We start from the raw sequence: 17607 nt of genomic DNA, 5'->3' as shown, positions 1-17607 counted from the left end.
TCAGCTCGCGGCCTCGGGCACGACCTTGCCGTCCTTGACCAGGCCGATCTTGGTTTCGTGGATGCCGACGCCGTTGGCGTCGTAGTTGTAGGTGCCGAGCAGCCCGGCGCGCTTGACGCCGCGGATGGCGTCGGCGAGCTTCTGGCCGCCCTCGCCGTCGGTCTGCTTGAGCGCCTCGATGAGGATGGACGCGCCGTCGTAGGCCTTGGCGACGTGCATGCGGGCGTCCTCGTTGTAGGCGGCCTTGTACTTCTCGGCGAACGCCTTGATCTCGGGGGTGGCCTCGTTGCTCAGGTAGGGGGAGCTGACGATGGTGCCCTCGGCGTTCTTCAGGCCGGCGGTGGTGGCGTAGACGTCGGTGCCGACCGGGGCGCCGCCGGCGAAGACGGCCTTGATGCCCAGCTCGCGGGCCTGCTTGGCGATCAGCCCCGACTGCACCTCCTCGGCGCCGATGAACAGCACCTCGGGGTCCTGTTCGCGGATCTTGGCGAGGTTGGCGTTGAAGTCCTTCTGGTCGGGGGTGACGACCTCGTCGGCGGACGGGGTGATGTTCCTGGTCTTGAGCGAGTTGAGGAACGCGTCGTGCTCGCCGGAGCCGTAGGCGCCGTTGTTGCTGATCAGCGCGATCTTCTTCATGCCCTTGTCGTCCACGAGGTACTTGGCGAGCGTCTCGTCGAAGGTGACGCTGGTGGGCGCGTTGAGGAAGAGGAAGGGGCTGCCCAGGTCGGCGAGCTTGGGCGACTGGCCGGAGGTGATGTTCGGGATCTTGGCGTCCTTGAGGATGGGCGCCATGGCCAGGGTGACGGCGCTCTCGGCGGTGCCGAGCATCGCGATGTAGCCCTCGGCGGCGATCTTCCTGGCCACGTTGGTGCCGACGGTGGGGTCGCCCTGGCTGTCGAACAGGTCGAGCTGGATCTGGCGGCCGTCGACGCCGCCGGCCTTGTTGGCCTCCTCGATGGCGAGCTTGACGCCCTTGTGCTCCCACTGGCCGAGCGAGCTGAGCTGGCCGCTCTGCGCGTTGACGTTCGCGATCTTGATGGGGCCGGTGGCGGTGGCGCCCGACTCGGCCTGCTGGCCGGGCGGGGCGCAGGCGGCGAGCGCTATCAGGGCCGCGGCTGCGATGGAGAATCTCGTGAAATGCACGGTTCACCTCTAGGGGGGTGGGTGAGAGTTAATTCACGGACTAGTACGTTCGTTATAAGCGACGGGACAGGCTGAGGGAATCTCGAACGTGCAACGGTTTCCCGGCGGGATCAGTCGGTGAACAGCCCCTGGTAGATGTCCTTGATGTTCCAGTGGCCCGGCGTCGGCACCGGCTCGTTGACCATCGGCACGTCGAGCACGGCGGGCCGCCGGTTCGCGACGGCCTCGCGCAGCGCCGTGCCGAGGTCGGCCGGGACGGCGACGGTGTGGCCGTCGGCGCCGCACGCCCGGGCCAGCGCGGCGAAGTCCGGGCTGTACGGCTGCCCGGCGGGGTCGGTGAAGTCGCAGCCGTGGCTGCGGCCGAAGTGCGCCGACTGCAGGTCGGAGATCGTGCCGTGGGCCCGGTTGTTCATCACCACGAACACCACCGGGGCGCCCTGCTCCACCGCGAGCGGCACGGCGGGCAACTGGGCGCTCATCCCGCCGTCGCCGATCAGCGCGACCACCGTCCTGCCGGGCTGGGCGAGCTGCACGCCGACGGCGGCGGCGGGCCCGAACCCCATGGTGGAGGCGCCTCCCGGGGTGATGAAGCGGCCCTCGGCGGGCAGCTCGTAGCACTGGGCGACGCCGTTCTTGTTCCAGCCCACGTCGGTGACCAGGATCGTGTCCGGCGGCAGCGCGTCGCGCAGGTCCGCAAGGATGCGCTCGGGGCGCAGCGGGAAGTCCGCGCTCCTGCCCCGCTCCCTGCTGGCCGCGAACAGCTCCGTGCGCGCCTCCATGATCTGCTTGCGCAGCTCGGTCCTGTCACGCGCGGCGTGCGCCCCGGCCGCGTCCGCGATCGCCTCCACCGCGAGCCGCACGTCGGCCACGGCGCCGATCTCCGCCGGATAGTTGCGGCCGATCTCGGCCGGGTCGATGTCGATCTGGATCAGCGTGCTGCCGGAGAAGTCCCAGGTGAAGCGGGGGTCCCAGGAGCTGGCGTCGGTCTCGGCGAACCGGGTGGCCAGCGCCAGCACCACGTCCGCCTCGCGGGCGCAGGTGTTGGTCAGCTCCAGCCCCCAGAAGCCCGGCATGCCGATGACCAGCGGGTGCGCGTCGGGCACCGTGCCCTTGGCCATGAGCGAGTGCGCGATCGGGATGTCGAGGTGTTCCGCCAGGCGGATCAGCGGCCCCGGATCCTCGCGCAGGCCGCCGCCCACGTAGATCAGCGGCCGCTCCGCGCCTGCCAGCTTCGCGGCGATCAGCTTCGCGGTGTCCTCCGGCAGGCCCGGCCGGGCCGCGTGGCTGAGCGGCGGGTACGGCGCGGCGGGCCGGGAGAAGACGTCCATCGGCACGTTGACCAGCACCGCGCCGGGACGGCCCGAGGTGGCCGTGAAGAAGGCGCGCTCCACGAAGCGGCCCAGGTCCTGGGCCCGGTGCACGTTCCAGGCACGCTTGACGAACGGCCGGAACACGCTCGCCTGGTCGGCGTCGGCGTGCAGGTTGATCTCCTGGTGCGGGTGCCGGCCGTGGTAGTAGGACGGGATGTCGCCGGAGATCACCACCAGCGGCACCGAGTCCAGCGCCGCCGTCATGACGCCGGTCGCGGCGTTGGTCAGCCCTGGGCCCACGTGCACGAGCAGCACGCCCGGTTTGCCCGAGGCGCGGGCGTAGCCGTCGGCGGCGTGCGCGGCGGCCTGCTCGTGGCGGGCGATGACGAACCGGATGGGGCTGTCGGCCAGCGCGTCCAGGACGGCGATGTTGGTGTGGCCGCAGGTGCCGAAGACGTACTCGACGCCGAGCGCTTCGAGCTGCTCGACGAGGGCGTGGGCGGCTGTCGTGGTCACTCGTCTCCCCAGATGGTCAGGCCCTTGAGCATGAGGGTCTTGGTCACGGTGAAGTCCTCGATCATCCAGCGCGGCGACTCGCGGCCGATGCCGGAGTCCTTCACGCCGCCGAACGGCACGTGGTCGAGCCGGAAGTTGGACGAGCCGTTCACGATCAGGCCGCCGACCTCCAGCTCCCGCCAGGCGGTCACGATGCGGCGCACGTCGTGGGTGAACAGCCCGGCCTGCAGCCCGTACGAGCTGCGGTTGCACTCCTCGATCACCTCGTCGAAGCCGTCGTAGGGCAGCACGGCCACCAGCGCGCCGAACACCTCCTCGCGCACCACCTTCGCCTCGGCGGGCGGCGCGACGACCACGGTCGGCGCCATCACCGAGCCGTCGCGGGTGCCGCCGGTGGTCACCCGGGCGCCCTGGGCGGCGGCCTCGGCCGTCCAGCGGACCACCCGCTCGGCCGCGTCGTCGTCCACCATGGAGCCCACGTCGGTGCCGGAGTCGAGCGGGTCGCCCACGGCCAGGCCCTTCACCTGCGCGGTCAGCTCCTCGGCGAACTCCTCGAAGCGGCTGCGGTGCACGTAGACCCGCTGCACGGAGATGCAGCTCTGCCCGGAGTTGCTGTAGCCGGTGCGGGCGCACGCCAGCGCCGCCGCGGCGACGTCGGCGTCCTCGCAGACGATGGTGGCGGCGTTGCCGCCGAGCTCCAGCATCACCCGCTTCGGGCCGGCGGCGCGGGCGACGGCGTGACCGGCCGCCACTCCGCCGGTGAAACTGACGACGGCGATCTCCGGCGCCGCGCACAACGCCGCGCCCACGTCGCCGCCGCCGTGCAGCACCTGCACCGCCTCCACCGGAATCCCTGCCTCCAGCAGCAGCTCCACCAGCGCGGTGGAGACCGCGGGCGCCTGCGGCGGCGGCTTGACGATCGTGGTGTTGCCCGCCGCGAAGGAGGCGGCGAGCTTGTGGGCCAGGAGGTTCGCCGGGGCGTTGAACGGCGTGATCGCCAGCACCGGGCCGGCCGGGGCCCGCTGGGTGATCGCGGTGTTGCCGACCCCGCGCCCCCAGCCGGCCACCGGCAGCACCTCGCCGCCGATCATGCGCGCCTCGGCGGCGGCCACGGACAGGGTGTCGGCGACGCGCAGCACCTCGCCGCGCCCGTCCTTGAGCGGTTTGCCCAGCTCCAGCGCCAGCAGGCGGGCCAGCCGCTCGCCCTGCGCGGTGACCGCGGCGGCGGCCCGCTCCAGGATGCCGGCCCGGGTGGCGGGCGCCAGCCGGGCGATCCGCCTGGCGGAGCGCCGGGCGTAGGCCAGGGCGGCGGTGAGGTCCTCGGGTCGTGCGGTGCGGGCCCGGCTGACGGGCTCGCGGAGGTAGGGGCCGATGCGGTCGGCCTGCGGGCCTTCGGTCAGCCACTGCCCGGCTACTAAGCAACCGGCTTCGTGGATGGTGTTCATGATGACTCCCACTGAATCCGCTCAGCGGTTCTGATAATCCGCACTGTGGATTGCCTCACGGTATGAGCCCGGCGAAGGTTATGGCAAGAGTGCCGGGCAATCCGCTTGGTGGAGCGTATGGACCGCTATGCGGACTCGGTGTTAGCGTACGGCCATGCCTTCGAACATTCCCGCGGAGCCGGGGGAGGGCGGGGGTGTGCGCAGCGTCCAGCGCGCGTTCGACATCCTCACGCTGCTCACCGAGGACCGGCGGACGCTGACGATCCGCGAGGTCGTCGAGGAGACGGGCCTGGCCAAGACCACGGCGCTGCGCCTGCTGCAGACCCTGGAGCACCTGGGGCTGCTGTGGGCCACGCCCAAGGGGTTCACGGCCGGCCCGGCGCTGTGGCGCTGGGCGCACCTGGCCCGCTCGGCGTGGGAGCTGCCGCCGGAGACCGTGCAGCTCATGCGCGGGCTGGGGGCGCGGCACAGGGAGACCGTCAACCTCTACGTGCCGCGCGACGTGCGCCGCATCTGCATCGCCCAGCAGGAGAGCCCGCAGCCGCTGCGCCACGTGGTGCGCGTCGGCGACGAGCTGCCCCTGTGGGCGGGCGCCTCCTCGAAGGTCCTGCTGATCGGGGCGCCGGAGCGGCTGCTCGAACGGGTGGCCCGCTCCTCCCCGTACGGCGAGGCCCACGTGGTGACGCTGCGGGCGTGGGCCGGGCAGGCGGCGCACGACGGGTACGCGGCCAGCCACGGCGAACGCGAGCCGGGCCTGTCCGCGGTCGCCGTCCCGGTGGCCACCGGCCTGCGGGCGCCCGTGGCGGCGCTGACGCTGAGCGGCCCCACCGTCCGCTTCACCGCCGACCGCGTCGGGGAGTTCGCCGCGGATCTGCGCGAGGCGGCCAAGCGGATGTCGGAGCGCGGGTTCGACCATCCTCTGACTTGACTCAATGGAGCGTGCATGCAGCAGTTGCCACTGGACGGCGTCAAGGTCGTGGACCTGACCAACGTTCTGGCCGGGCCGTACTGCAGTTATCAGCTGATGTTGTTCGGCGCGGAGGTGGTCAAGGTGGAGCTGCCCGGGGCCGGGGATCTCGCCCGGCGGCTCGGCCCCGACCCCGGGCTCAACCAGGCCAGGCTGGGCGCCTCCTTCCTGGCCCAGAACGCCGGCAAGAAGTCGGTCGAGCTGGACCTGAAGAGCCCGGACGGGCGGGCCGCGTTCGAGTCGATGCTCGCCGGCGCCGACGTCCTGCTGGAGAACTTCCGCGCCGGGGTGCTGGCCAGGCTCGGCTACGGCTGGGACCGCCTGCGCGAGCTGAACCCCGGCCTCGTCTACTGCGCCATCTCCGGCTTCGGGCAGAGCGGCCCGATGAGCGGCGCGCCCGCCTACGACCAGATCGTGCAGGGGCTGTCCGGCATGATGAGCGTCACCGGCACCCCCGACACGGCCCCGCTGCGGGTGGGCTTCCCCATCTGCGACACGATCGGCGGGCTGATGGCCGCGCTGGCGGTCTCCGCCGCGCTGGCCGGGCGGCACCGCACCGGGCGCGGCTGCTTCCTGGACCTGTCCATGCTGGAGGCGTCGATCTCCGCGATGGGCTGGACGGTCTCCAACTACCTGGTCAGCGGCGTCGAGCCGGAGCCGATGGGCGACCAGAACGCCACCGCCGCCCCGTCCGGCACGTTCGAGACCGCCGACGGGCCGCTCAACATCGCCGCCAACCAGCAGGCCCAGTTCGAGACGCTGTGCCGGCTCGTCGGTCGGCCCGACCTGCCCGCCGACCCCCGCTTCGCCGAGCGGGAGTCGCGCAAGACCCACCGGCAGGCCCTCAACCAGGAGCTCAACCAGGCGCTGCGGGCCAAGACCGCGCTGGAGTGGGAGGAGCTCCTCGCCGCCGAAGGGGTGCCCGCCGCCCGCATCCTCACCGTCCCGCAGGCGCTCGCCCTCGATCAGGTACGCCACCGCGGCTTCCTGACGGAGGTGCCGTTCCCCGGGTCGGGGGAGCGGCAGGTCACCGTGGCGGGCAACGGCGTGGTCGTGGACGGCGTCGCGCTGCGCCCGCGCGGGGCCGCCCCGCTGCTGGGTGAGCACAACGCCGAGTTCGAGGCGGCGTCGTGAGCGGGCGGGAGGCCGCGGCCGACTGGTGGGGCACCGCCGTGTCGAGGGTGGAGCCCGACGTCATCGAGCTGCGCGGGCAGCCGGTCCAGGACCTCATCGGGCGGATCGGCTTCGCCGAGCTGATCTGGCTGATGCTGCGCGGCGAGCGCCCCGGCCCGCGCCAGGCGGCGCTGCTGGAGGCGGCGCTCGTCTCGTCGGTCGACCACGGGCCGCACGCGCCGTCCATCGCCGTCGCGCGGATGGCCGTCACGTGCGGGGTGGGGCTGAACAACGCCGTGGCCACCGGGGTGAACCTGCTCGGGGACGTGCACGGCGGCGCGGGCGAGCAGTGCGTCCGGCTGCTGGAGGAGGTGGCCGCCCAGGGCGGGCCGGGCGGCGGCTCAGGCGGCGGTGACTCCGCCGACGGGGGCGCGGCGGCCGTGGTGGCGCGCTGGCGCGCCCGCGACAAGTACCTGCCCGGCTTCGGGCACCGCTTCCACACCCGCGATCCGCGCCGCGACCCGCTGCTCGGCCTCGTGTCGCAGGCGGTCGCCGACGGGGTGGTGGCGGGCGCGCACCTGCGGGCCGCGATCGAGATCGAGCGGCTGATCGCGCCCGTGCCCATGAACATCGACGGGGCGACCGCCGTGGTCTACGCCGAGCTGGGCTTCCCCGCGCCGCTGGCGCGCGGGCTGTTCGTGCTCAGCCGCTCCGTGGGAATCCTGGCCCACGCCTGGGAGGAGAGCGGGCAGGGGCGGCGCAACAAGGGGCCGATCCCGCCGTCCATCCTGCCGACCTGGCTGTGAGGGAGCCCCGCCGGCCGGCGGGGCTCCGCTCTCAGAAGACGACGATCTTGCCGGTGTTCTGCGGGTAGATCGCGTCGTTGTAGAAGTACTCGCCCGGGGTGTCGAAGGTGTGGGTGAACGACTGGCCGGGCATCAGGACGCCGGTGTCGAACTCGTACTCGAAGAACGAGACGGCGGCGTGTGCGCTCGCGTTGTCGGCCGGGTTGACGAAGGTGACCGTCGTGCCCTTGGGCACGCGCAGGTGCTGCGGCGACATGGCGTTCTGCGCGACGGTGTTCTCGGTGGCGCCGGGCCGCTGGCCCGCCGCGTCCCAGACCCGGCCGAGCGTGACTGTGGACAGGCCGGTGACGGCCGCCGCCCTGATGTCGTTGCGCTTCTTCGGGGGCGTCGGCGTGGCGGCGGGCGGCACCTTGCCGCCGAGCTTAAACGCCCACAGGTGGTCGCCCCTGGGGATGTCCGGGTAGGGCAGGCCGTTGCCGCCCGCCAGCACCGCGACGTACTGCTCGCCGTCGATCTCGTAGCTGATCGGGCTGGTGTGCACCCCGGCGCCGCACTGGAAGCTCCACAGGACGCGGCCGTCGGTGTCGTCCATCGCGTGCAGCACCCCGTCGGGGCCGCCCTGGAACATCACCCGCCCCGCCGTGGTCAGGATGCCGTTGCCGTGCGCGAGCGACCACTCCCGGTCCAGCGTCCACACCGGGGTGTTGGTGCGCGGGTCGACCGCCGCGATGCCGCCCGCGAAGTACTCGCCGAGCGGCCGGGAGGTGTTGACGCGGCCGTCGCGGCTGTTGGAGAAGCCGGAGTTGATCAGGCCGTAGCCGACGTAGATCCAGCCCGTGTGCGGGTTGTACGACAGGTGCGCCCAGTCGGCGCCGCCGCCCGCGCCGGGGAAGATGATCGTCGCCCGGTCCCAGTGCGGCGTGTACAGGCCGCCCCAGGCGTAGAACGGCACCGGCCGGGTGGCCTTGCCGAACTCGGGAGCCTGCGTGATGAACGGCTCCCCGCCGGGGAACGGCTGCGTGGCCGCCGTCTTCTGCTGGGCGTTCTGCGGGACGGGCCGCTCCTCCATGCCGTGCAGCGGCTCGCCGCTCTCCCGGTCGAGGATGTAGAACATGCCGACCTTGCTGCCGTACACGACGGCCTTGCGCAGGCGGCCCTTGACCTTGACGTCCACCAGCACCGGGGCCATGACGTTGTCGAGGTCCCAGATGTCGTGGTGCACCGACTGGAAGTGCCACTTGCGCGTGCCGGTCTTGGCGTCGATGGCCACGATCGAGTTGGCGAACAGGTTGTCGCCGCCCCGGGTGGCGCCGTCCAGGCGCGGGTAGGAGCCGCCGAACGTCCAGTAGACCAGCCCGAGGTCCGGGTCCACCGCCGGGTGGATCCACGGCACCGCGCCGCCGGTCTTCCAGGACTCGCCCTCCCAGGTGTCGTTGCCGAACTGGCCCTCGCCGGGGCACGACCAGAACGTCCAGGCGACCTCGCCGGTGCCGGCCTTCAGTGCGTACGCCCGGCCGCGCGCGCCGCCGGTGCTGCCCTGCATGCCGACGTAGATGAGCCCGTCCCAGTAGACGACGGCCCCGGCCAGGGTGCCGGTCAGGCCGCCGCACTGGCCGTTCTGCGGGTCGCAGCCGCCGGTGTCGCCGCCGCCCTCGCCGTCGGTGATGAGCTGCCGCTGCCAGGCGATCTCGCCGGTGTCCTGCCTCAGCGCGTAGACGATGTTGGCGCCGGAGGTGGAGAAGACCAGGCCCTCGCCCAGCGCGACGCCGCGCATGTTCGTCTGCTTCGTGCCCAGGTTGGTCTTCCACTTGACCGCGCCGGTCCTGCCGTCCACGGCGAAGACGTTCTGCTGGGTGGTCTGGACGTACAGGACGCCGTTCTGCACCACGCAGGTGCTCTGCTGCGCGGCCGAGGTGCTGCCGCCCTCCAGGTTGACGTGCCAGGCGCCGCCGAGCCGCCGCACCGTGCGGGCGTTGATCTGGTGGAGCGGGGAGTAGTTGGTGTTGGCCAGGTTGCCGCAGACCTTGGGGAAGTCCTTGCCCGTCACGCCGAGGGAGGCGGGCTGCCGCTCCAGCGGCTGCGGCTGCGCCTGGGCGGGCTCGGTGATCGTGGCGGAGGCGGTCAGCGTGGCTGCCGCGCCGAGGAGGAAGTTTCGTCGTTCCACTGGCACCAAACTTTCGGTGGTCCGCCTAGCGGACCACTGGATCCGTACGACGGACGCACCTTAAGTCCCTTCCCGGAGTGAAGGCAAGAGCTTGTCGCCACGAAGATCCGCAGTTACGCTCAAGCCCCCGAGTGGACCGTTTGATCCACCTAGTGGATCGACCTGTGTGAGGTGCCCATGCGCAGCAAACTCTCCATCGCCGCCGCCACCGGAGCAGCGCTCCTGCTGCTGACCGCCACCGCACCCAGCTCCGCCGCCTCCCCGCCGCCGGCACAGAACCTCGGAGACCCCGACTACGGCGTCTGCCGGGGCACCGACCCCCGCTGCTACCACGACTGGGGCAACTTCGAGCCGGCCAAGGGCTACAAGCTGCTCGTCTACAGCCGCACCGCCGGCCCCCGCCACGCCCACCTCGGCACCCCGCTCGCCCCCGGGCTCAACCCGCCGCTCAATGACAACAACGTCGCCGTCAAAGCGGTGCTCAAGCTGGGCCAGGAGCACGGCTTCGCCGTCGACTACACCGAGGACGTCACCCAGCTCTCCTCGGCCGGCCGCCTGCTCGGCTACAACGCCGTGATGTTCCTCAGCACCACGCGCGACACCCTCGACGACGCCGCCCAGACCGCGCTGCGCCAGTACATCCGCGCCGGCGGCGGCTTCGTCGGCGTGCACAACGCCTTCGGCACCGAGTACAACTGGCCCTGGTACGAGGGCCTGCTCGGCAACGCCAACTTCTACGACCACGGCGCCAACCAGCCCGGCACCGTCGTCACCGTCAACCGCCGCGACGCCTCCACCCAGGGCCTGCCCAGAACCTGGGCCTTCGCCGACGAGTGGTACAACCTCGTCCCCGCGCCCACCCGCGTCCGCGTGCTGGCCGAGGTGGACGAGTCCACCCTGCCGCAGGGCGTGCGCGGCAACCTCGGCCACCCCGGCCACGGCGAGCACCATCCGGTGAGCTGGTGCCAGTACTACGACGGCGGCAAGGCGTGGCTGACCACCCTCGGCCACGACGTCAAGGCCTGGACCGACGAGCCCATGGAGGGCGACCAGCACTTCCTCCAGCACCTGCTCGGCGGCGTCAAGTCCGTGCTCGGGATGGCCCCCTTCTGCCGCTGAGGCGCGGTTCAGCCCTCGCTCGGCAGGCGGGCCGCGCCCGCCGGCCGGCGCACCGCGGTCCCGGCCAGCTCGCGGACCCGCGCCGCGGGCACGGCCACGCCGGGTGTCCGGGAGGTCCAGGCGAGGAAGTCGGCGACGTTCATGGCGGGCACGTCGCCGAGATAGGGCCGGACGTAGACCGGGGTGTCCGGCTCGCTGCGCCAGCTCTCGGCGAGCGGGCCGAGGTCCACCGCGTCGAAGCCGAGCATGTCCAGCAGCCGGGTGGCCGCCGCCTTGGCCCCCGCGTCGTCGCCCGCGATCGGCAGGGCGCTGCGGTCCGGCGCGCCCGACGGTCTGGCCAGGGTGCGGAGCTGGTGCGGGGTGATGGTGTTGAACGCCTTGACCACGTGCGAGCGGGCGAGGTGGCGTTGCAGCAGGGCGCTGGAGGTCAGCTCGCCCGCGTCCAGCTCGGGCAGGTGGCCGTCGCGCTCGGGGTAGTAGTTGGCCGTGTCCAGCACCGTCCTGCCGGCCAGCGCTTCGGCGGGCAGCCGTGCGAAGGACTTCAGCGGGATGGCCGCCACCACCAGGTCGGCGGCGCGCGCCGCCTGCGCCGGGGTGGCCGCGCGGGCGCGCCCGCCCAGGCCGGCGACCAGGGCGGCGAGGGTCTGCGGGCCTCTGGAGTTGCTGAGGATCACCTCCAGGCCCGCCGCGACGGCCAGGCGGGCCAGGGAGGTGCCGATCATTCCGCTGCCGATGAGTCCGAGTGTGCCGGGCATGGGTCTGTCCCTTTCGTCGAGGAGCCTGTGGCGGTTTCCCGGCTGACAGCCTGGAACCGCCGGAGCGGCCCGGCCAGGGCCGTGGCGTGCGTACTCACGGCGTGATCACCCACCGGCCGCCCCGGTCGTAGGGTGGTCGGGTGGACGACCTGAGCGAGTTCCTCAAGTCACGCCGTGCCCGGCTGCGTCCCGAGGAGGTCGGGCTGCGCGACTACGGGCGCACGCGGCGGGTCGCGGGGCTGCGGCGCGAGGAGCTGGCCCGGCTGGCGGGCGTGAGCATCGCCCACTACACGCGGCTCGAACAGGGCAAGGGCGACGGCGTCTCCGACGAGATCCTGGACGCCGTCGGCGCGGCGCTGCGCCTGGACGCCGACGAGCTGGTCTACCTGCACCGGATCGCCCGGCGCCCGCCACGCTGCGCGGCTGGGGCTCCGGCCGTGCCCGCGAGTGTGAGCCACCTGCTGCGGTCGTTCGTGCTGACGCCCGCGCTGGTCGTGGGGCGGCACACCCAGATCGTCGGCTGGAACGCGCTCGCCGTGGCGGTGTTCGGCGGCTTCCCCGCGCTGCCCGAGGAGCGGCGCACGCTCTCGCACCTGCTGTTCGCCGATCCCCATCTGCGCGAGCTGCACGGCGACGGCTGGGAGCGGGTGGCGCGTGAGCACGTGGCGCACGTGCGGGTGCTGCTCGGGCGGTATCACGGGGACCCGGGGCTCATGGCGCACATCGACGAGATGCGGGGGCTGAGTGCGGACTTCGCGCGGTTGTGGGCCGAGCATCCGGTCGCGCAGATGCGATCCCGGGTGTACGCGCTGCGGCATCCGGTTGTGGGGGAGCTGACGCTGCACGGTGAGCTGATCACGTTGCCGGACGCGCCGTCGTGCTATGGGCTCGACCTGTTCGCCGCCGAGCCCGGATCGGCGTCCGAGGCGGCGCTGCGGAGGCTCGGCGGCCTGTAGGGGGCCTGGGGCGGCAGCGCTGGGCGCCCGTCCGTGGAAACGGGCGCGATATACGATATGCCTCGCCCGAATCACCCGAGGAGGATCGTGAACCTGGTCGAGCGGGGCAGCGCTTTCGCCGCCTTCTGGCAGGAGCGGCACCTGTGCACGCTCTCCACCGCCCGCCCCGGCGGGCCGCCGCACGCGGTGCCGGTGGGCGCGACGCTGGACCTGGAGACGGGCGTCGCCCGGGTGATCACGTCCGGGACCTCGGCGAAGGCCAGGCTCATCGCCGCCTCCGGCGGCGCGCTCGTCGCGCTGTGCCAGGTGGACGGCCGGCGCTGGTCCACGCTGGAGGGGCGGGCCGTCGTCCGCACCTCGCCGGAGGAGGTGGCCGACGCCGAGCGCCGGTACACGGCCCGGTACAAGCCGCCCCGCGCCAACCCCGCCCGGGTGGTCATCGAGATCCAGGTGACGCGCGTCCTGGGCAACGTGTGATCACCGTCGTCGGCATCGGCGCGGACGGCTGGGACGGGCTGGGCGAGGCGTCACGGCAGGCGCTGGTGACGGCCGAGGTCGTCATGGGCGGCCCCCGCCAGCTGGAGCTCCTGCCCGCCCCCGCTGCCGAGCCTGGCATCGCCTCCGCCCCCGGATGCGTGGGAGCGGAGCGCGTCCGCTGGCCCTCGCCGCTGCTGCCCGCGCTGCCCGCGCTCATCGAGCGGTACGCCGGACGCGAGGTGTGCGTGCTGGCCAGCGGCGACCCCATGTTCTACGGCATCGGCTCCACGCTGGTACGCCTCCTGGGCGCGGCGGACGTCCGGATCCTGCCGCACGTGTCCTCGCTCTCCCTCGCCTGCGCCCGCCTCGGCTGGCCGGTCGAGCAGGTGGAGACCGTCAGCCTCGTCGGCCGCCCGCCCGAGACGCTCAACGCCGCCGCGCTCCCCGGCCGGCTGCTCGTCGTGCTCGTGGCGGGCCGCGACGCCCCCTCCCAGGTCGCCGCGCTGCTGACCGCCGCCGGCTACGGCCCGAGCCCCATGACGGCGCTGTCGGACCTGGGCGCCGCCACCGAGACGATCCAGCACGGCACGGCCGCGACCTGGGCGGGGCCCGCCGCGTCCCCTCTCCACGTGATCGCCGTCGAGTGCGTGCCCGGCCCGGACGCCGAGCCGCTGGCCCTCGTACCGGGGCTGCCCGACAGTGCGTACGAGCACGACGGCCAGCTCACCAAGCGGGAGGTCCGCGCGGTCACCCTGTCGCGGCTCGCGCCGCGACCCGGCGAGCTGCTGTGGGACGTCGGCGCGGGCGCGGGCAGCATCGCCGTCGAGTGGATGCGCAGCCATCCGTCCTGTGCCGCCGTGGCCGTCGAGAGCAGGCCCGACCGGGCCGCCGCCGTCCGCCGCAACGCCGACCGGCTGGGCGTGCCGGCGCTGCGCGTCGTGACGGGCAAGGCCCCGGACGCGCTCGACGGGCTGCCCGCCCCCGACGCGGTGTTCGTCGGCGGCGGCGTCACCGTGCCCGGCCTGCTGGAACGCTGCTGGTCACGGCTGCGCCCCGGAGGCAGGCTGGTCGCCAACGCCGTCACCCTCGAGTCCGAGGCGCTCATCGGCCAGTGGTACGGCAGGCTGGGCGGCGACCTCGTCCGCCTGGCCGTGCAGCGGGCCTCGCCCGTGGGCGGGTTCACCGGGTGGCGGCCGGCGATGCCGGTTACCGTATGGTCCCTGACCAAGAAGGACGACACGTGACCGTGTACTTCATCGGTGCCGGCCCCGGCGCCGCCGACCTGATCACCCTGCGCGGCCTGCGCCGGCTGCAGACCTCGCCGGTGTGCCTGTACGCGGGGTCGCTGGTGCCGCGCGAGCTGCTCGACTCCTGCCAGCCCGGCACCAGGCTCGTCGACACCGCCCAGCTCACCCTCGACGAGATCGTCGCCGAGCTGCTCACCGCCCACCGCGACGGGCTCGACGTGGCCCGGCTGCACTCCGGCGACCCGTCCGTCTTCAGCGCCGTCGCCGAGCAGATGCGGCGGCTGGACACGCTCGGCGTGCCGTACGAGGTGGTGCCGGGGGTGCCGGCGTTCGCGGCGGCGGCGGCCGCGCTGGGCAGGGAGCTGACCGTGCCCGGTGTCGGCCAGACGATCATCCTGACCCGCACCTCGGCGCGGGCCACGCCGATGCCCGAGGGCGAGGACCTGACCACGCTGGGGGCGAGCGGGGCGACGATGGTGCTGCATCTGGCGGTGCAGCGGATCGACGAGGTGGTGGCGGAGCTGCTGCCGTCGTACGGGGCCGCGTGCCCCGTCGCCGTGGTGGCGCGGGCCAGCAGAGCCGACGAGGTGATCCTGCGGGGGACCCTGGCGGACATCGCCGAGCAGGTGCACGCGGCCGGCATCCGGCGCACCGCCGTGATCGTCGTCGGGCGGGTGCTGTCGGCCACGCAGTTCCCCGACAGCCACCTGTACAGCGCCGAACGGGAACGTGCGTGCGGCGGGTCCTGATCCTGGGAGGCACGGCCGAGGCCCGGGCCCTGGCCGCCGAGCTGGCCGCCCGGCCCGCGACGCACGTCGTGTCGTCGCTGGCCGGGCGGGTGAGCAACCCGCGCCTGCCGGTCGGGGAGGTGCGGGAAGGCGGGTTCGGCGGGCCCGGGGGGCTGGCCGCCTTCCTGGCGGAGGAGCGCATCGACGCGCTGGTGGACGCCACCCACCCCTTCGCCGAGCGGATGACCGCCTCGGCCGCCGCCGCCTCCTCGGCCACCGGCGTGCCGCTGCTCGTCCTGCGCCGGCCGGGGTGGCAGGAGGGGGACGGCGACGCCTGGCACCGCGTCGGCTCCCTGCACGCCGCCGCCGCGCTGCTCACGACGGGCCTCAGGGTGTTCCTCACGACCGGGCGCCGGAGCCTGCCGATCTTCGCCGGCCTGCCGGGCGTGTGGCTGCTGGCCCGTTCCGTGGACCCGCCGGAGCCTCCCGTGCCGCCCCACGTGCACGTCCTGCTCGACCGGGGCCCGTACACCGTCGAGGGCGAGCGCGCGCTCATCCGCGAGCACCGCCTGAACATCCTCGTCACCAAGGACAGCGGCGGACAGCTGACCGCCGCCAAGCTCACCGCCGCCCGCGAGCTGGGCCTGCCCGTCATCATGGTGAACCGGCCGCCGCTCCCGCCCGGCGTCCGCCTGGTGGACACCGTGGCGGCGGCGACGGAGTGGGCGGCGGCTCAGGGGTAGCGGCGCGGGGTGTAGACCAGGCCGCGGTCGGTGATCCGGGTGGTGGAGGAGCCGACGATCAGCAGGCAGCGCATGTCCACCTGCCCGGGATCCAGCTCGCCCAGCGTCGTGACGGTCACGCTCTCCCGCTCGCCGCCCACGTCCCGGCCGATCACCACGGGGGTGGCGGCGTCCCGGTGCTCCAGCAGCAGGTCGCGGGCCGCCGCGAGCTGCCACGTGCGGCTGCGCGAGGCCGGGTTGTAGATCGCCAGCACCAGGTCGGCCCCGGCCGCCGCCGCGAGCCTGGCGGCCACCACCTCCCACGGCTTGAGCAGGTCCGACAGCGACACCACGCAGTAGTCGTGCCCCAGCGGCGCGCCGACGCGGCTGGCCACCGCCTGCGCCGCCGTCAGGCCGGGGACGATCCGCACCGGCACGTCGGGGAAGTCCGCCGCCGCCTCCATGACCGCGCTGGCCATGGCGAACACGCCCGGGTCCCCGGACGACACCACCGCCACCCGGGCGCCGTCGCGGGCCAGCTCCAGGGCGTGCCTGGCGCGTTCGGCCTCCACCCGGTTGTCGGTGCGGTGGCGGCGCTGGCGCGGGTTCGGGGCGACGCGGTCCACGTACGGGCCGTACCCGACGAGGTCGGTGGCGGCGGCCAGCGCCTCCTGCGCCTCGGGCGTCAGCCACGGCCGCCCCGCCGGGCCCAGGCCCACCACGGCCACCTCGCCCGACTGCCGCACCGCCGGCGGCTCCGGCACGAACGTGCGCTCCGCGGGGCTGGCGAGCAGGGCCAGCGAGAAGTACGGCACGCCGCCGGGGTCCACGTCCTTGAGCGGCGCCACCCGCTCGGCGCCCATCGTGGCGCGCTCGACGTACCAGGCGTCGTCCAGCCGGCCGGCCTCGGCCAGCGCGTCGCGGACCTTCTCGAACGTGCGGCCCAGCTTGAGCACCGCCGCCGAGTCCGTCTCCCGCAGCCGGTCGGCCAGCGCGTCGGCCGGCAGCGTGCCGGGCAGCACGGTCAGCACCTCGTCCCGCTCCACCAGCGGCCGGCCGAGCACGGCGGACGCGGCGCTGACCGACGTCACGCCCGGCACCACCTCGGTCTCGTAGCGGTGCGCGAGCCGTTTGTGCAGGTGCATGTACGACCCGTAGAACAGTGGATCGCCCTCGGCGAGCACCACCACGGTGCGTCCCGCGTCCAGGTGCGCGGCCAGCCGCTGCGCGCAGTCGGCGTAGAAGTCGTCGAGCGCGCCCTGGTAGCCGCCGGGGTGGTCGGTGGTCTCCGTGGTCAGCGGGTAGAGCAGCAGCTCCTCGATCTGGTCCGCCCGCATGTACGGCAGCGCGATGGAACGGGCGATGCTGCGGCCGTGCCTGGCGGCGTGGTAGGCGATCACGTCCGCCTCGCCGATCAGCCTGGCCGTCTTGACCGTGACCAGCTCCGGGTCACCGGGACCGAGGCCGACCCCGTACAGGCGTCCCTTCACCATGATCACTCCGTCTCGTCCGCGATGGCGTTGATCGCCGCCGCCGTCATCGCACTGCCGCCGCGGCGGCCGTGCACCACCAGGTGTTCCAGGTCGCTGCCGGCCAGCGCCTGCTTGGACTCCGCCGCGCCGATGAACCCCACGGGGACGCCCAGCACCGCCGCCGGCCGTCCCGCGCCCTCCGCCACCAGCTCCAGCAGCCGGAACAGGGCGGTCGGCGCGTTCCCGATCGCCACCACCGCGCCGTCGAGCCGGTCGCGCCACAGCTCCAGGGCGGCGGCGCTGCGCGTGGTACCGAGCCGCTCAGCCAGCTCGGGGACGCGCGGGTCGGGCAGCGTGCACAGCACCTCGTTGCCGGCGGGCAGCCTGCGCCTGGTCACGCCCGAAGCGACCATCATCGCGTCGCACAGGACGGGCGCGCCCGCGCGCAGCGCCTCACGGGCCCGCACCACCACCCCGGGGGACCAGGCCAGGTCGGTGACGAGGTCGGTCATGCCGCAGGCGTGGATCATCCGCACCGCCACCTGGGCGACCTCGGGTGGCAGGCCGGTGAGGTCGGTCTCGGCGCGGATGGTCGCGAACGAGCGCCGGTAGATCTCGGCGCCGTCGCGGAGGTAGTCGGTCACGGGGGCCCTTCTCGGTGGTCGTC

General features: G+C 73.6%; 16 protein-coding genes. 9 read left to right on the top strand and 7 right to left on the bottom strand.

The features are described from left to right. The 3 genes from LCN96_RS34235 to LCN96_RS34225 form a co-directional block, all read right to left on the bottom strand. Positions 1–1143, bottom strand: coding sequence for an ABC transporter substrate-binding protein (locus LCN96_RS34235; RefSeq protein WP_225266561.1), 1143 nt, complete (start codon positions 1141–1143; stop codon positions 1–3). 110 nt (positions 1144–1253) lie between these two features. After that, positions 1254–2969: a thiamine pyrophosphate-binding protein gene (locus tag LCN96_RS34230; RefSeq protein WP_225266560.1), complete on the bottom strand. Its 1716-nt coding sequence runs from the start codon at positions 2967–2969 to the stop codon at positions 1254–1256. Then, positions 2966–4414, bottom strand: coding sequence for an aldehyde dehydrogenase family protein (locus LCN96_RS34225; RefSeq protein WP_225266559.1), 1449 nt, complete (start codon positions 4412–4414; stop codon positions 2966–2968). The genes LCN96_RS34230 and LCN96_RS34225 overlap by 4 nt, the downstream gene beginning before the upstream one ends. 154 nt (positions 4415–4568) lie before the next feature. Here LCN96_RS34225 and LCN96_RS34220 point away from each other — a divergent pair, with 154 nt between their 5' ends. The 3 genes from LCN96_RS34220 to LCN96_RS34210 are packed head-to-tail and all read left to right on the top strand — an operon-like array spanning position 4569 to position 7300. Next, positions 4569–5342, top strand: a complete 774-nt coding sequence (locus tag LCN96_RS34220; protein ID WP_225266558.1) for an IclR family transcriptional regulator — start codon at positions 4569–4571, stop codon at positions 5340–5342. A gap of 15 nt (positions 5343–5357) precedes the next feature. Then, the gene (locus LCN96_RS34215; protein ID WP_225266557.1) at positions 5358–6515 is read left to right on the top strand and encodes a CaiB/BaiF CoA transferase family protein; all 1158 of its coding nucleotides are present in this window, start codon (positions 5358–5360) and stop codon (positions 6513–6515) included. Then, the gene (locus LCN96_RS34210) at positions 6512–7300 is read left to right on the top strand and encodes a citryl-CoA lyase (RefSeq protein ID WP_225266556.1); all 789 of its coding nucleotides are present in this window, start codon (positions 6512–6514) and stop codon (positions 7298–7300) included. Before LCN96_RS34215 ends, LCN96_RS34210 begins: the two co-directional genes overlap by 4 nt. 31 nt (positions 7301–7331) lie before the next feature. On the opposite strand, the gene LCN96_RS34205 is transcribed toward LCN96_RS34210, so the two are convergent. Then, positions 7332–9464: an outer membrane protein assembly factor BamB family protein gene (locus tag LCN96_RS34205; RefSeq protein WP_225266555.1), complete on the bottom strand. Its 2133-nt coding sequence runs from the start codon at positions 9462–9464 to the stop codon at positions 7332–7334. 177 nt (positions 9465–9641) lie between these two features. Here LCN96_RS34205 and LCN96_RS34200 point away from each other — a divergent pair, with 177 nt between their 5' ends. Next, positions 9642–10583, top strand: a complete 942-nt coding sequence (locus LCN96_RS34200; protein ID WP_225266554.1) for a ThuA domain-containing protein — start codon at positions 9642–9644, stop codon at positions 10581–10583. 8 nt (positions 10584–10591) lie between these two features. Here the strand turns inward: LCN96_RS34200 and LCN96_RS34195 are convergent, their stop codons facing one another. Beyond that, on the bottom strand, positions 10592–11338 hold the full coding sequence (locus tag LCN96_RS34195) for an NADPH-dependent F420 reductase (protein ID WP_225266553.1): 747 nt from the start codon (positions 11336–11338) through the stop codon (positions 10592–10594). Positions 11339–11478: 140 nt separating this feature from the next. On the opposite strand from LCN96_RS34195, the gene LCN96_RS34190 reads away from it, so the two are divergent. The 5 genes from LCN96_RS34190 to LCN96_RS34170 all read left to right on the top strand — a co-directional run bounded on the left by LCN96_RS34190 (position 11479) and on the right by LCN96_RS34170 (position 15489). Beyond that, positions 11479–12294 (top strand): helix-turn-helix domain-containing protein, encoded by an 816-nt coding sequence (locus tag LCN96_RS34190; protein ID WP_225266552.1) that lies wholly within the window; start codon positions 11479–11481, stop codon positions 12292–12294. Positions 12295–12381: 87 nt separating this feature from the next. Then, positions 12382–12771 carry a pyridoxamine 5'-phosphate oxidase family protein gene (locus tag LCN96_RS34185; protein ID WP_225266551.1) on the top strand — a complete coding sequence of 130 codons (390 nt, stop codon included), beginning with the start codon at positions 12382–12384 and terminating at the stop codon, positions 12769–12771. Further along, a complete protein-coding gene (gene cbiE / locus LCN96_RS34180; RefSeq protein WP_225266550.1) occupies positions 12768–14015 on the top strand; it encodes a precorrin-6y C5,15-methyltransferase (decarboxylating) subunit CbiE in 1248 nt (415 codons plus the stop codon). The genes LCN96_RS34185 and cbiE overlap by 4 nt, the downstream gene beginning before the upstream one ends. After that, positions 14012–14767: a precorrin-4 C(11)-methyltransferase gene (gene cobM, locus LCN96_RS34175; RefSeq protein WP_225266549.1), complete on the top strand. Its 756-nt coding sequence runs from the start codon at positions 14012–14014 to the stop codon at positions 14765–14767. Before cbiE ends, cobM begins: the two co-directional genes overlap by 4 nt. Next, the gene (locus tag LCN96_RS34170; RefSeq protein WP_225266548.1) at positions 14752–15489 is read left to right on the top strand and encodes a cobalt-precorrin-6A reductase; all 738 of its coding nucleotides are present in this window, start codon (positions 14752–14754) and stop codon (positions 15487–15489) included. The genes cobM and LCN96_RS34170 overlap by 16 nt, the downstream gene beginning before the upstream one ends. Here the strand turns inward: LCN96_RS34170 and LCN96_RS34165 are convergent. Then, entirely contained in the window at positions 15480–16961 is a 1482-nt protein-coding gene (locus tag LCN96_RS34165; protein WP_263657355.1) for a precorrin-2 C(20)-methyltransferase, read from the bottom strand. The genes LCN96_RS34170 and LCN96_RS34165 overlap by 10 nt on opposite strands. 2 nt (positions 16962–16963) lie before the next feature. After that, the gene (locus LCN96_RS34160) at positions 16964–17584 is read right to left on the bottom strand and encodes a precorrin-8X methylmutase (protein ID WP_225266547.1); all 621 of its coding nucleotides are present in this window, start codon (positions 17582–17584) and stop codon (positions 16964–16966) included. Positions 17585–17607 lie beyond the last annotated feature (23 nt).

This window comes from Nonomuraea gerenzanensis (assembly GCF_020215645.1).
Lineage (GTDB): Bacteria > Actinomycetota > Actinomycetes > Streptosporangiales > Streptosporangiaceae > Nonomuraea > Nonomuraea gerenzanensis.
Note: the sequence above shows the minus strand (reverse complement) of the source record. Positions and strands in the feature narration are given on the sequence as shown.